Genomic DNA, 14,255 nt, shown 5'->3' on the forward strand with positions numbered 1-14,255 from the left:
TCGCGGACTCTCCAAACTAGGAGTGGGACACTCCGAAGCAACGCCTGTGGAGACTGCGCTCCCTGTGGATACACCCGTATCTGCAAAGCGCGTCGTGGAAACAGGAAGCCCTACCCTCAAGGAACGAGCCGCGTCAGCGGCGAGTGAGTAGGGTGGGGTAGTTCACACGAGGAGCTGGATGTCGGCGTCGGCCATGTCTTGGAGGGCGGTGGCGGCGCCGACGCCCGTGGTGACACCGTCGTAGAAGTCGTCCTCGTCGTAGTCCATCAGGTCGATGGTCATCTGACAGGCCTGGAACTCCACACCCATGTCGAGGCTCGTCTCGATGAGCTCCTCGATGGTGGCGGTGTCGTTATCCGCGATCTTCTTCTCCATCATCTTCGTCGTCACGCGGTCCATACCCGGGAGCGCCGCGACGGCGTTCGGCACGGGCATATTGGGGTTGCCGACGGAGCTGAGCTTGAGGTTCTTCGAGCGCTCCTCGTGGAGAATGTCGAGCCCCCAGAACGTGTGGAAGACGGTCACGTCGTAGCCGAAGGCGGCGGCGGTGCTGGCGAGGATGAGTGGGGGGTACGCCATGTCCAGCGTCCCCTTCGTCGCGATGATGCTCATCTTCTTGCCGTCGTCGTCACTGGTGGCTTCTGCGAGCGCGTCCTCCAGTTCGTCGACGCGGGCAGCCAACTCCGCACGCGAGGGCGCGTCGTCGGCCGAGTCGGGTGTGTCCGTGCTCATCGTTACTCCGTCTTGCGCACGTAGTGTTTGTATACGTCGTCGCCTTCCTCCTGGTCGACGAGCTCGACGCCCTCGGTACCGTCGGCCCAGCCGTCGATGTCGCTCATACTGCCCGGATCGGTGGCCAGCACCTCGAGGACCTCGCCGGCGGCGAGGTCGTCGATGGCGCCTTTCGTCTTCACCACAGGCATCGGGCACGATGCACCTTTCACGTCGAGCGTCTCCGCGATGTCGTATTCAGCACTCATTGGTTATCTGCTCCGTCTGTATTGGAGCTATCGCACAATACCTCCCACCCGACTAAAAGATTGTCGATTATTGTGCTTGATACAAACTACTGCTTGGGGTGGTGATCCCGTCTAATAGCTCCATCACCGTTTATCCGGGTGAATTGATGATATTTGGCGTGTCTGCTCCCGGATAGTATTGTTCAATTAGGGAAATACTATGAAAATGCTTTTGTACATCCGGCCGGTAGAAACGATTGCACACCATGAACGCTGATGACTTTCCGACTCCCGACGTCGAAGTCGCGTCGGTCGAGCCGGAATCGCTGAAGGACCGCATCGACGCTGGCGAGGACATTACCCTCCTCGACGCGCGCATGCAATCCGATTACGAGGAGTGGCGTATCGACGGCGAGAACGTCACGTCGATCAACGTTCCGTACTTCGAGTTCCTCGAGGACGACATCGACGATGACGTCCTCGATCAGATTCCCGACGACCGCGAAGTGACCGTCCTGTGTGCGAAGGGTGGCGCCAGCGAGTACGTCGCGGGCACGCTCGCGGAACGTGGCTATGACGTCAACCACCTCGAGGACGGCATGAACGGCTGGGCGAGCATCTACGAGACCGTCGAGGTCACCGACTACGACGGCGCGGGCACGCTCCTCCAGTACCAGCGCCCGTCCTCGGGCTGTCTCGGCTACCTCCTCTATGACGACGGCGAAGCCGCGATCATCGACCCGCTGCGGGCGTTCACCGACCGCTACCTGGAGGACGCCGACGACCTCGGTGTCGACCTGCAGTACGCGCTGGACACGCACATCCACGCCGACCACATCTCGGGCGTGCGTGCCCTCGACGACGAGGGTGTCGAGGGCGTCATCCCCGAGGCGGCCGTCGACCGCGGCGTCACGTACGCGGAGGAGCTGACCACGGCCGAGGACGGTGACTCCTTCCAGGTCGGCGACGCCACCATCGAGGCCGTCTCCACGCCCGGCCACACCACCGGAATGACCGCCTACCTCGTCGACGGCAGCCTGCTCGCGACCGGTGATGGACTGTTCATCGAGAGTGTCGCTCGCCCCGACCTCGAGGAGGGTGACGATGGGGCACCGGACGCGGCTCGTATGCTCTACGAGTCCCTCCAGGAGCGCGTGCTGACGCTGCCCGACGACACCCTGATCGGGGGCGCGCACTTCAGCGATGCCGCCGAGCCAGCCGCGGATGGGACCTACACGGCGCCCATCGGCGAGCTCGTCGCGGAGATGGACGCGCTTACGATGGACGAGGACGAATTCGTCGACCTGATCCTCTCGGACATGCCGCCCCGTCCGGCCAACTACGAGGACATCATCGCGACGAACCTCGGGCAGAACGCCGTCGACGACGAGGAAGCGTTCACGCTCGAACTCGGCCCCAACAACTGCGCGGCGAGCCAGGAGTCGCTCGCGGGTGACTAACCACGCCAATGGTGACTGATCCAGTCCCGCTCCAGCTCGCCGCCGAGCTGTTCCCCAACGGGATCAGCCGGTACGCCGTCGGTGGGCTACTCGTCGGGCTCGGTACCGTCGTCATCTATCTCGGGACGGGCATCCCAGCAGGGGCGAGCACGTTCCTCGAGTCGACGCTGTCGTACGTGTCCGGCCAGTCGCGGTTCCAGCAGTACGGCGCCTCGCGGGACTGGCGGCTCGTGTTCACGGCCGGCATCATCCTCGGCGGACTGGCCTTCGCCGCGACGGTCCAGTCTGGAGTGGTCACGAGCTCCCTGTACGAACCCGGGACCACCGGACAGCTGTACGAGGTCGCCGGCGTCACGCTCTGGACGACGGACGTCCAGCCGTGGCGGCTGTTCCTCGGCGGCATCCTCGTCGGCATCGGGACCCGCGTCGGCAAGGGCTGTACGTCCGGTCATGGTGTCTGTGGCGTCGGCTCGGCGTCGAAGACCTCGCTCGTCGGCGTCCTGACGTTCCTGACGGTGGCGATCGGGACGGCACAGGTCGTCGCCGCACTGGGGGTGAGCCCATGAGCGACCGACACCCGCTGTTCAAGCCGCTGATCTTCATTGGCGGCCTGATCTTCGGGTTCGGACTCGGGTTCAGCCACATGGCGCGCCCGGAGGTCGTGCTGAACTTCCTTCAGTTCGATGACCTCGGCCTGCCGTTCGTGATGTTCGGCGCCGCCATCGTCTCCGGGGTCGCGTTCGCGCTGCTCCCCCGGATTCGCGATGCCGCGCCGCTCACCGGTACTCCCTACGAGCGGCGGCTGAAGCCGTTCGACCGGAACGTCCTCGTCGGCGGCGCCATCTTCGGCGTCGGCTGGGGGCTCTCCGGCATCTGTCCCGGGGCAGCGTACGCGAGCCTCGGGGTCGGTAACATCACCATCCTCTGGGCGCTCGCCGGGATGTTCCTCGGCGCGTACGCCCAGGGCTACTGGCGCAGCCATAGTCAGGCACGTAACACCGCCCCAGCGGGCGGCGACTAACTTCACCCCATCTCAATGGACCCCGCTCTCATCGCCCTCTTCATCGGGGCAGCGCTCGCCAGTCTGTTCATGGCGTGGGTCATCGGCGCCGGATCGAGCGGTGCAACTCCGTTCGCCCCCGCCGTCGGTGCCAACGCCATCGGGACGATGCGAGCTGCCTTTTTGGTCGGCATCTTCGGGTTCGTCGGTGCCGTTACACAGGGCGGAAGCGTCTCGGAAGCCGTCGGGAGCGGTCTCGTCGGCGGGATGAGTATGCCCGTCGCCGGCGTTATTCTCGTGCTTGTGTTGGGCGCAGGGCTGATGGCCGTCGGCATCGTGACGGGATACCCGATTGCAACTGCGTTCACCGTGACCGGCGCCGTCATCGGCGTCGGCCTCGCTCTCGGCGGGACGCCGGTTTGGTCGAAGTATCAGCAGATCGCGGCCGTCTGGGTGTTGACGCCGTTCGTGGGTGGCGGGATCGCATACGCAATTGCGAGTCTCCTCCCGCGGCCTGACGTCCCTGAACGGTACAGTATTCCCGTCCTCGTCGGTCTCGTCACCGCTGTTCTTGTGAACATCGAGTTCAGTTTTCTCGGTGGGAAGAATTCCGCAGGAACCCTACGGGAAGCCGGACAGCAGATATTGGCAGTCGACGGCCGTGCGTCGGCGCTCGTCGTGACTGGTGGTGTCGCCGTGGCTGTCGCTGCCGTCGTCTGGTGGGACGTCGGTCGCGACCAACATGGGGGGCTACAGCGCGTGCTGCTCACCCTCGGCTCGCTCGTTGCGTTCTCCGCGGGCGGTAGCCAGGTCGGACTCGCTGTCGGGCCACTGATTCCACTCCTCGGGGAGATCGAGACGGTGTCGACAGTCGTGGTGCTGGTCGGTGGTGGCTTGGGGATGCTTGCGGGTTCGTGGACGGGTGCGCCCCGGATGATCAAGTCGCTCGCGCAGGACTACTCGTCGCTCGGGCCGCGACGCGCCATCTCCGCGCTCGTCCCGTCGTTCCTGATCGCACAGCTGGCCGTCCTGCTGGGTGTGCCAGTCTCGTTCAACGAAATCGTCGTCAGTGCGATCATCGGGAGTGGCGCGGCCGTCGGCGGGTGGGACGCCGTCGACGCCCGGAAAATCGGTATGACGCTCGGAGCGTGGGCGGGTTCGTTCGTCCTCTCGTTCGTTCTCGCATACGCGGCGGGCGCTGTCTTCCTGTAACCGAAAACTGAGTCAATCAACTTCGAACATCCATGACTACGACACCAGAATTGAATCAGGGAATCCGCGAACACCTCGGACAGTTCTCGCTGCACGTGCTCTTGGTGTTCGCGACCGGACGGTTCCGTCCTGAGAGCGAGCCGCTCGACTACCTCCCTGTTGTTGCGAAATAGCGAACGTAGTTATATTCGGATCGTAAATACGCAACGTCGTGTGACCGAGGCGGAACTTCGAGCGCTGGATTCCCCGAGCCACTCAACCTTTTTGAGGGAGACGCGAGCAGTACCACCGTGGCAGTCACACGGTCCCGCTCCATCGACGCGCTCTACGACGCGGTCGCCGACTACGATCTCGTGTTGACGACCGATTCCCCGCTCAGCCTCGCGTTGAACCGCCGACTCGATCGGCCACGCCTCGGCCGCTTTGCGGCGACGCCGCGGATGCTGGCCTCGGGGGAGCTCAACCCGCAGGACGACCGCTCGTTGTTCGTGCGCCTGGTCGAGGAGACGGATCTGCGGTACAAACACGCCGCCCATCTCCTCGAGAACGTCCTCGGGTGCTGGGAGGAGACCGGCGACATCCGCGCGATCCTCGACTACGAACGGTTCGATACCGCGGAGACGCGGCGGGTGATCGCGGTCATCGAGTCCGCCGAGAGCGCCCACCGGGACCTCGCCGAGTACCGGATCGAGGCGGGCACGTCGGTCGCGGTCATCGGCGAGGACCGGTTCACGGCGCTCGACAGGTCGGTGCTCCCGGCCGACTACGACGCGATCGACCCGTTCGTCGACGACGAGTTCGACCTCCCGCCGTTCCACGTCTTCGACGACTCGACCGCGATCGTCGACGCCGTCGTCGACAACGTCACGCCCGAGACCGCCGGCGACGTTGCGGTGGTTATGGACGGCGGGAGCGAGTATCCCGCCCTCGTCGAATCCGCGTTCGAAGCGGCCGGCATCCCCTTCCACGGCGGACCGGGATTCTCCGACGACGAAGCCCTTCGAACGTACCTTCGGTTGCTTCGGACGGCACAGGGCGACTCGCGGGCACGCGTCAGTGACGTTCGACCGATCCTCTCCCACCTGGGCCGCGCGCCGTCCGCCGTCGACGACGAGACGTTCCTCCACGAACTCGACCACGAGGCCCTTCGTCCGCTGCAGGCGTTCTGTCGCACCGTCGACGACCACACGTTCGGCCAGGCGCTGACCACGTTCGAGGAGTGGGGCGGGCGGTCGCTCGACGCGTTCCGCGAGGAGCTGCGGGCACTCGGGCTCCACGACGAACGGGTGACGACCGATTCGGTCGCCGATCTCGAGTTCTACCTCCAGACGTTCGACGTGCCCGTCGACCGCGACGACGCGGGCGTCCTGCTGGCCGATGCGACCGCCGCGGCGTACGTCGACCGGCCGGTCGTGTTCCACCTCGGGATGGACGTGGACTGGACGCATCGCGTGCTCGACCGCCCGTGGATCGATGCCGACGAGACGGACGAGCAGTACCTCCGGGAGTTCCAGATCCTCCTCCAGAACGGCCAGGACCGGTACTATCTCGTCCAGGAGACGAGCGCCGGCCAACCCGTCACGCCGTGTCTCTACTTCCACGACCTCCTCGACGGCGACCTCGAGACGTTCGGCGATCTGCCGCACGTGGCACACGCCCGTCGCCGAACCAGCGACGGCGAGACGGGCTTCGAGACGGCGGCCGTCGACGTCGCGCCGGCCGAGATCGAGACGGTCAGCCAGTCGAGTCTGAACACGTTTCTCAACTGTCCGCGGGACTACTTCTTCGACGCGATCGTCGACACCCCCGACCGCGACTACTTCCGGAAGGGGACCCTCTTTCACGACTACGCGGAGTTCTCCGTCAATCACCCCGATGTGGTCGAGGACGCCGACCGCTCGGAGCTGGTCGACCTGATGCTGGCGGAGATGCGACCATACGTCCCCGATATCGAACTGGAGCCGCTTGCGACCGAACTCGAGATCGGCCTCGACACGATCGAGCGATTCATCGCCGACGATCCGCCGACCGACCGGGAGTACAGTCTCTACGAGCAGCAGGAGGGTGACAACGTCTTCGCGGACCACTTCGGCACGTCGATCGACTCGCCCATCACCGAGCGCTGGTTCGAGGATCCCCAGCTCGGCGGCAAGGGGAAGGTCGACCTGATACACGCCCCGGAAACGCTCCTCGACTACAAGAGCGGCGGGCGCACGTCGGCGTCCACGGTCGTCTCGCGGTCGGACATCCAGGAGATTAGCGACGATCCCGACTTCCAAGCGCTGCTCTACCTCGCCCACCATCGACGGGAGTTTCCGGACGAGCGTCTCGAGTTCGTCTTCTTCCACTTTCTGGAGTTGGTCGACGACGTCGTCGCCGGGGGATCGACCGGGGACTCGGCTGACGCTCCGGCCAGGAAGCCGGATCTCGAGGACGCGCTCGTTCGGATCACCTACCACCCGACGTCGTTCGGGACGTATGCCGGCAGTCGCGAGGCGTTCGATGCACTCTGCGCGGGCGTTGCCGAGAGCAACGACCGGCGGAAGACGCTGGAGCGACTGGGGTACGACGCGTACGCGTCCTTCTTCGAGCGCCACGACGTTCCGGCGACCGACGATCCCGACGCGTTGCTCGCCACCGCGTTCGCGACCCGCTTCACCGAGCACGCGAAGTCGGAGGTTGGAGACTACGTCTACGTCGAGAACGGCACCAAGAGCGCGCTCAAGACCCTCCTCCGGATTCGCGGCCGCAACTACTTCGCGGACGAACTCGACGCGTTCGAGGACTTTCTCGACGACCAGATCGACCGGATCAACCGGTATCGTGCGTCGCAGTTCCCCGTCGGCGAGCCGAACGTCGATCGAGTCACCCACCGCGACCTGATCCGCACCGATGACTGAGGACGACCCCACGACGACCGAGGACGGCCCCACGACGACGACCGAGGACGACCCCACGACGATGACCGAATACGAGCCGAACGACCGACAGCAGGAGCTGATCGACGCGACGAGCGGCATCCACGTCGTCGACGCCGGCGCCGGAACCGGCAAGACCTTCACCATCACGCGCCGCTACGCGAACCTTCTCGAGCAGGAGGACGTCGAACCCGAGGACACCCTCCTGATCACGTTCACGCGCAACGCCGCGGGCGAGATGACCGAACGCGTCGTGGCCAACTGCGACTACTCGATGGCCGCGCTACGGGATGCGCCGATCGACACGTTCCACGGGTACTGCCACGATCTCCTCCTCCGGCACGGGTTCGACGCGCCGACGCGTCTCGGCATCGACGACCGGATCACGTCGTCGACGCGACTCCTCGAGAACGAGGTCATCGAGGAGGACCGCTTTCGCGAGTTCCTCGACGGGTTCATCGAGGCCCACCCCGAGCATCACGACTTCGTCCGGACGCTCACCGACTCGACGTCGCTTCTCGACCTGATCACGCAGCTCGCCGCCAAGGGCGTCTTCCCGACTGATGAGGGCTGGTTCCGCGACGGCGAGTCCGTTCTCGACGGCGACGAGGAGGCGTTCGAGACGCTCTTCGAGGCGGCCAACGAGCCGAACGAGGGCGCGAACGGTCCGACCCAGTCGGACTTGCGAGCCGGTCTGAGCGGGTTCGACCGCGATCGCTGCTACGACCCCGACGCGCCAAGCGAGAGCGACCTTCGAGACGGGTATCCCCGGATCGACGACGCGTGGGCGGGCCGGGCGTTCGACGAGGACCGTGAGGACCTGAAGGCATTCGTTCACGACGTCTACTTCGAGTACATCGCGTTCGCGCTCCGGCGGAACTACCTGAACTTCAGCTTCCTGCTGATGTTCACCTTCGCGATGCTCTGTGAGGATCACTCGCTGCGGGAGTCGGTTCAGTTCGACCACGTGCTCGTCGACGAGTTCCAGGACACGAGCGAGATCCAGTTCAAACTCGCGCTGTTGCTCGCCGGCACGGACAACCTCTGTGTCGTCGGCGACTGGAAGCAGAGCATCTACGGGTTCCAGTACGCCTCGGTCGACAACATCCGTCGCTTCGAGGAGCGCCTCCGGACCTACAAGCGGGAGCTCAACGGCGACCACACGCGGGTCGAGTTCCCCGTCGACGACGTGAACGAGATCGCGCTGGTCGAGAACTACCGATCGACGCAATCGATCCTCGACTTCTCCGAACACAGCCTCACGCTCCCGGCGACGGGCAGCGAGGACGTCGATCCGTCGATCCGGGACGACGTCACGTCGCTCGTGGCGACCACGGACCACGACCACAGCACCATCGAGGCGTTCACGAGCGAGGATGAGCAGGCGGCGATCCTGACGCGGATTCAGGAGATCGTCGGAAACCGGGAGTACGCCGTCGAGGTCGATGGAGACGGTGACCAGAGCGACGGTGACCGAAGCGACGGTGACCGTTCTGACGCCGCCGGTGCCGACGCCGCCGGTGCCGACGTCGCCCGTTCCGCCGACGACGTGGACGACGCCGACGCGGACGACGAACTGCGAGTCCCGACGTACGACGACATCGCGGTGTTGACGCGGACCCGTGACTTCGGCCGCGAGTTGCAGGCGTGTGCCGCGGACTACGGGATCCCGGTGGCGTACGAGGGTGGCGTCGAGCTGTTCGGCACCGAGCAGTCGATCCTGCTGCTCGCGTGGCTGCGCATCCTCGAGGACGAGGACTCCACGCGCGGCTGGGCGGTCGTCCTGGAGGAGGCCGGCTACACCCTCGACGAGGTGACACACGTCCTCGGGACCGGGGCGTACCCCGCGACGATGGTCGCGTTCCGTGACCGGCTCGCGGCGGCGGAGACCGTCGGCGGGATCGCGCGTCGGGTGTTCGATCGATACGGGTTCGACGACGCGTACGCGGACGGCCTCGTCTCGCTGGTACAGGGTACCTTCGAGAGCACCCACCACAACCGCGGCGACATCGTTCGGTTCCTCGAGCGAAGCCTCGAGGCCGACGCCACCCACGACGTCGAGGACGCCCCCGGCGGCGACTCGGTAACGGTCCAGACGATCCACGCCGCCAAGGGACTCGAACACCCCATCGTCATCGTGGCGAACGTCAACCGGCACCGGTTCCCGCCGTCCGGCGGCGGCGCGGATCGGATCCGGTATGAGGAGCCGGTCGGTCTCCGACAGAGCAAGCGCTACACCGACGCGCACGGTCGCCCTCATCTCTACGATAACTGGCGGTATCGGATCCTCTCGGCCTGTCTCGGTCGCGAGTACGACGAGGAACGGAGACTGCTCTACGTCGCCATCACGCGCGCCCGGAGCCACGTGCTGTTCTCCGCCGGCGAGTCGCCGAGCCCGTTCTTCGAGACCCTCCCGCTCGAGCCGTCGACGGTCGACCCGAACGTCGAGGAGGTCGTCGTCGACGGGACGGATCGGACGCCGCTGCAGGTCTCGGTCCCGGTGTCACACACGCCCTCCCGTCAGTCCCCGCACTCGTTGATGGACGACGACGTGTTCGGCGACGTCGAGGAGGGGATGGGAACGGCGTTCGGGACGCGCGTCCACGAGTTCGCCGAGGAATACGCGCTGGGACGGGCGGTCGAACCGACCTCATCCGACGAGCGGACCGTCCGGACGTTCCTCGATTCGCTGCCCGGCGAACTGCGGGTCGAGGAGCACGTCTCCCTCCCGGTGTCGGTTGATGGACACCGGGTGACGATCGCCGGGATCGTCGATCTCCTCCACGTGACCGACGACCGCGTCGAGATCGTGGACTACAAGACCGACCGCGGTCGCCACGCCGAATCCGAGTACCGGAAACAGGTAAGCGTCTACTACCACGTCGTTCGGCACGCGTATCCCGACCGCCGGGTCACGACGAGCATCTACTACACCGCCGACGGCGAGCGCGTCGCGATCGACCCGCTGTCGATCGCGGACCTCGAAGGACTCGTCGACGTCGACGAAACGGACGACGACCGCGGTCACGATCCGCGAGTCCGGTAATCCGTTGGTTCTCTGTCGGTGGTGTGCGATCGGGATCGTCGACCGTCACCGTTCGTCTGGCGGCTTCGGACCCGATCGTCGCCGTTCGATCCGTATCCGTCGACCACGATGGCCGGATTCGGTCCGATCGTTTCGCGGCGATCCCTCCCGAGAGGATACATCCGCGATGTGTGTCCGGAAACACCATTTTAAAACTATTATAAGTTTATATAGTATATGGAATGGATCAACCACCCAGCCCCTATCGACGACACACGCAATATAATTTCGTTGTTTATATATACAGTAATACTGGATCTTTGAATCATATTTATAGATGTTTGATCAATACTCTGTCGGAGAAGGAGAACTGCACCGCCCCTTCGTTATCATATGAATAAATATATTTATCCAATACTATTGGTTTTTCATCACTAGATCGGATCGCGGATCGCGACCGTCGATGTCGACGACCACGATCCGGGGCGATCGCCGCCCCCATAACGACCACGAGACGGGCGATCACGATCGCGATCTCCTCGTCATCGCCGCCAACGATGTTTCGCTCCCGAGTACGGCCTCATCCCGTGTTCTTCATCCCGGCGGCGATCCCCTTAACGGTCAACCGGAGCGTCCGCTCCTCGATGTCGGTCCGGTCGTCCCGGTCGAGGAGGTGGACCTGCAGGACGTGCAGCGGATCGACGTAGGGGTTTCGGAGATCGAGACTTTCGCCGAGCCACTCACGGGTGTACAGGGTCTCACGCCGACCGATCTCGGTGATCAGTTCGGTCGCCCGATCGTACTCGTCGATGAGACGCGGGAGGAACCGATCGCGGAGATCCGCATCGGCCATCGCCGCGTATCGGGTCGCGATCTCGGGATCGGTCCGGGTCAGCGCGAGGGCGGCGTTATCGAGCGTCGTCCGGAAGAACGGCCACTCGTCGTACATCTCCTGGAGCGTCTCGACGGACCCGCCGTCCTCGAGGTACGCGTCGATCCCGGTCGCGAGCGCGTACCACCCGGGCAGGATGCACCGCGATTGGGTCCAGGAGAACACCCACGGGATCGCGCGGAGGTCCTCGACGGTGCGCTCGCCGCTTCTGGAGGCCGGCCGTGACCCCAGATCGAGGTTCTCGATGACCGTGATCGGCGTCGCCTGCTCGAAGTAGCGGACGAACCCCTCACTCTCGAGCAGGTCGCGGTACTCCGCTCTGGCGGCGTCGGCCATCGTCTCCATCGCGTCGATCCACTCCTCGCGAACCGGCTCGGTGGGCCGTTCGATCGCCTGCTTGCGTGCCCGAAGCTGTGCGTTCAGCATCTGTTCGATGTTCCGCTCGGCGATCCGGGGATTGGCGTACTTTTCGGCGATCGCCTCCCCCTGCTCGGTGAACTTGACCTGTCCCGTCACGGTCGCGTTCGGCAGGGCCAAAAGCGCCTCGTTCATCGGTCCGCCGCCGCGGGAGATCGACCCACCCCGGCCGTGAAAGAGCCGCATCGTCACGTCGTGGTCGGCACAGATATCTCCCAGCCGGCGCTGGTTCCGGTACAGCGACCAGTTCGCGGCCAAAAACCCGTTCTCCTTGTTCGAATCCGAGTACCCCAACATGATCTCCTGGGTCCGCCCGCGGGCGTCGAGCGCCTGCGCGTAGGCCTCGTTCTCGAACAGCGTGCCCATGATGCGACGGGCACCCGAGAGGGCGGATTCGGTCTCCAGTAGCGGCACGACGTCGAGGCCCGAGTGGTCCGGCAGCGAGACGACGCCGGCCTGGTCGGCCAGGAAGAGCACCTCGAGCACGTGGCTTGGTTCCTCGGTCATCGAGATGCAGTACGTGTCGATCGCCTGGGTGCCGTACTCGTCCTGCCAGTCAGCGAGCCTGTCGAAGCGCGTGAACACCCGGGTCGCCGCCGCCGAGAGGGACTCGGTCCGGCCGAGATCGAGAACGGGATCGTCCTGCAGGATGGCGTCCGTCAGGAACTCGACGCGTTCCGTCTCCGAGCGCTCGCGATAGTCGATCCCGTTCGCCTCCAGCGCTTCCGCGATCGCATCGGTGTGCTTCTGCCGGTGGTCCCGCAGGTCCAGGCTCGCCAACGAGAATCCGAACGTCTCGATCCGCCGACGAAGCGGCTCGATGTGTGTCTCCACGATGCTGTCGGCACCGGCGGTACGGAGGCTCTCCGCGATGGTCTCGACGTCGGTCACGAACTCCTCGGCGTCCGCGTAGCCCCCCGGTCGAACGTCGTCGACGCGGCGGAGCCGCTCGTGCATCAGCTTCAGCTTCTGTCGGTAGGGTTCATTGGGGTAGCGCTCGGCGGCGGCGGTCCGGGCGCCGTCCGGGAGCCGGTCGCGATCCGCCTCGAGCGACGCACGGAACGTCTCGCCCACGTCTATCCGACTTCCGTCCTGACTCAGCACGCCCGCGAGGCGCTCGAGCTGCTCCCGGTACCGGTCGAGGACCACGGACCGCTGTCGCTGTAAGGTGGTGTCGGTCACGGACGGGGTCACGTACGGGTTTCCATCGCGGTCGCTTCCCGCCCACGATCGGAACTCGAAGAGTTTCGGCACGTCGATCTCCTCGTGGAACTCGGCCTCGATGGCGTCGTCAAGCACGTCGTAGACGTCGCCGACGACGTCGAAGAGCGTGTTCTCGAGGTACCACTGGACGTTGCGCGCCTCGTCTTCGGGCTCCGGCTGTCGGTTGCGAACCTGTGGCGTCTGCCAGAGGCTCGTCACCTCGGCCTCGATCTCCCGCCAGACCCGGTCCCGCTCGTCGTCGGTGAGGGTTCGTTCGTCGAGGGTTTCCAGGGCGGTCGCGATCGTTCGAAGCTTCGACTTCACGGTCTTGCGACGCGCTTCGGTCGGATGAGCCGTGAAGGTCGGCTCGATGAGGACGTCGTCGAGGATCTCGCGGGCAATCTCCCCGTCGGCCGCTGTGAGTTCGGCGACCGCGGCTTCGATGCCGTCCTCGACGGGGCCGTCCTGTGCGGCCGTCCGGACGGTTCGGATCCGTTCGCGTTCCTCCGCGAGGTTGATCAGCTCGAAGTACGTCGTGAACGCGCGTGCGACGACGCGTTGATCGTCCGTCGAGAGCCCGGTGAGGTCGTCGACGAGCGGGGTACGCGACTCCAGATCGCCGTTGCGGTAGTCGATCGCCGCGCGGCGACACGACTCGACCGTGTCGAACGTCTCGGCGGACGTCTGCTCCTCGAGGATGTCCCCCAACAGCGTGCCGAGTTCACGAACGTCTCGGCTAACGCTCCTGTTATGTAGTTCCATATCACAGACGATCCTGTGTATTCCTTATAAATCCTTTGTCCATCGGGACGTCGTGGATCCGCCGACTGCCCCATTCAGTTTGTTTCTCACGAACGACGGGCCGACCTCGGTCACGATCGAGCGACTCACGCGGTCGAGACACGACATAGCTTACAAGATTATGCGTGTAATGAATCGTGGGCGAGCGTGAGGTCCCGTTCGATGAGAGATCGTCCGCCGATCGGCCCACGCCACCGACGTTCGGCGATGAATTGCGTTTGTATCTCCCAAACGGTTGGCAGCGGTGGTCTCGTGCCCCGGAACGCGTCGACCGAACCACGACAGTCGAACACGGCAGCGATCGCCGTCCCCTTTCGCTGGCCGGCGGGGCGAGAGACGGGAAAGTATAAGGGAAACTCGACCGTTCC

At 65.0% G+C, this 14,255-nt stretch carries 10 protein-coding genes and 1 pseudogene; 8 read left to right on the forward strand and 3 right to left on the reverse strand.

Annotated elements, in window-relative coordinates; all coding sequences use genetic code 11:
• Positions 1 to 151 (forward strand): annotated as a pseudogene (locus OQF70_RS11405) (RNA-guided endonuclease TnpB family protein); the annotation flags it as partial.
• 11 nt (positions 152 to 162) lie between these two features.
• On the opposite strand, the gene OQF70_RS11410 reads toward OQF70_RS11405, so the two are convergent.
• Together OQF70_RS11410 and OQF70_RS11415 are read right to left on the reverse strand one after the other, a co-directional pair.
• Positions 163 to 732: a DsrE/DsrF/DrsH-like family protein gene (locus tag OQF70_RS11410; protein ID WP_280537710.1), complete on the reverse strand. Its 570-nt coding sequence runs from the start codon at positions 730 to 732 to the stop codon at positions 163 to 165.
• A 2-nt stretch (positions 733 to 734) separates the two neighbouring features.
• Entirely contained in the window at positions 735 to 980 is a 246-nt protein-coding gene (locus OQF70_RS11415; protein WP_280537711.1) for a sulfurtransferase TusA family protein, read from the reverse strand.
• Positions 981 to 1,225: 245 nt separating this feature from the next.
• Here OQF70_RS11415 and OQF70_RS11420 point away from each other — a divergent pair, with 245 nt between their 5' ends.
• The 7 genes from OQF70_RS11420 (at position 1,226) to OQF70_RS11450 (ending at position 10,595) form a co-directional block, all read left to right on the forward strand.
• Entirely contained in the window at positions 1,226 to 2,419 is a 1,194-nt protein-coding gene (locus OQF70_RS11420; RefSeq protein WP_280537712.1) for an MBL fold metallo-hydrolase, read from the forward strand.
• Positions 2,420 to 2,427: 8 nt separating this feature from the next.
• Positions 2,428 to 2,985 (forward strand): YeeE/YedE family protein, encoded by a 558-nt coding sequence (locus OQF70_RS11425; RefSeq protein ID WP_280537713.1) that lies wholly within the window; start codon positions 2,428 to 2,430, stop codon positions 2,983 to 2,985.
• Positions 2,982 to 3,440: a YeeE/YedE family protein gene (locus OQF70_RS11430; RefSeq protein ID WP_280537715.1), complete on the forward strand. Its 459-nt coding sequence runs from the start codon at positions 2,982 to 2,984 to the stop codon at positions 3,438 to 3,440. Before OQF70_RS11425 ends, OQF70_RS11430 begins: the two co-directional genes overlap by 4 nt.
• Before the next feature lie 15 nt (positions 3,441 to 3,455).
• Positions 3,456 to 4,631 (forward strand): inorganic phosphate transporter, encoded by a 1,176-nt coding sequence (locus OQF70_RS11435; RefSeq protein ID WP_280537717.1) that lies wholly within the window; start codon positions 3,456 to 3,458, stop codon positions 4,629 to 4,631.
• A 32-nt stretch (positions 4,632 to 4,663) separates the two neighbouring features.
• Positions 4,664 to 4,804 carry a hypothetical protein gene (locus OQF70_RS11440; protein ID WP_280537718.1) on the forward strand — a complete coding sequence of 47 codons (141 nt, stop codon included), beginning with the start codon at positions 4,664 to 4,666 and terminating at the stop codon, positions 4,802 to 4,804.
• A gap of 117 nt (positions 4,805 to 4,921) precedes the next feature.
• Positions 4,922 to 7,531, forward strand: coding sequence for a PD-(D/E)XK nuclease family protein (locus OQF70_RS13450; RefSeq protein WP_280537719.1), 2,610 nt, complete (start codon positions 4,922 to 4,924; stop codon positions 7,529 to 7,531).
• 61 nt (positions 7,532 to 7,592) lie between these two features.
• On the forward strand, positions 7,593 to 10,595 hold the full coding sequence (locus OQF70_RS11450) for an ATP-dependent DNA helicase (protein ID WP_280537759.1): 3,003 nt from the start codon (positions 7,593 to 7,595) through the stop codon (positions 10,593 to 10,595).
• Between the two features lie 559 nt (positions 10,596 to 11,154).
• On the opposite strand, the gene ppc is transcribed toward OQF70_RS11450, so the two are convergent.
• Positions 11,155 to 13,848 (reverse strand): phosphoenolpyruvate carboxylase, encoded by a 2,694-nt coding sequence (gene ppc / locus OQF70_RS11455; RefSeq protein WP_280537720.1) that lies wholly within the window; start codon positions 13,846 to 13,848, stop codon positions 11,155 to 11,157.
• Between the last annotated feature and the right edge of the window lie 407 nt (positions 13,849 to 14,255).

This window comes from Halopenitus sp. POP-27 (genome assembly GCF_029889855.1).
GTDB classification, from domain to species: Archaea; Halobacteriota; Halobacteria; order Halobacteriales; family Haloferacaceae; genus Halopenitus; species Halopenitus malekzadehii.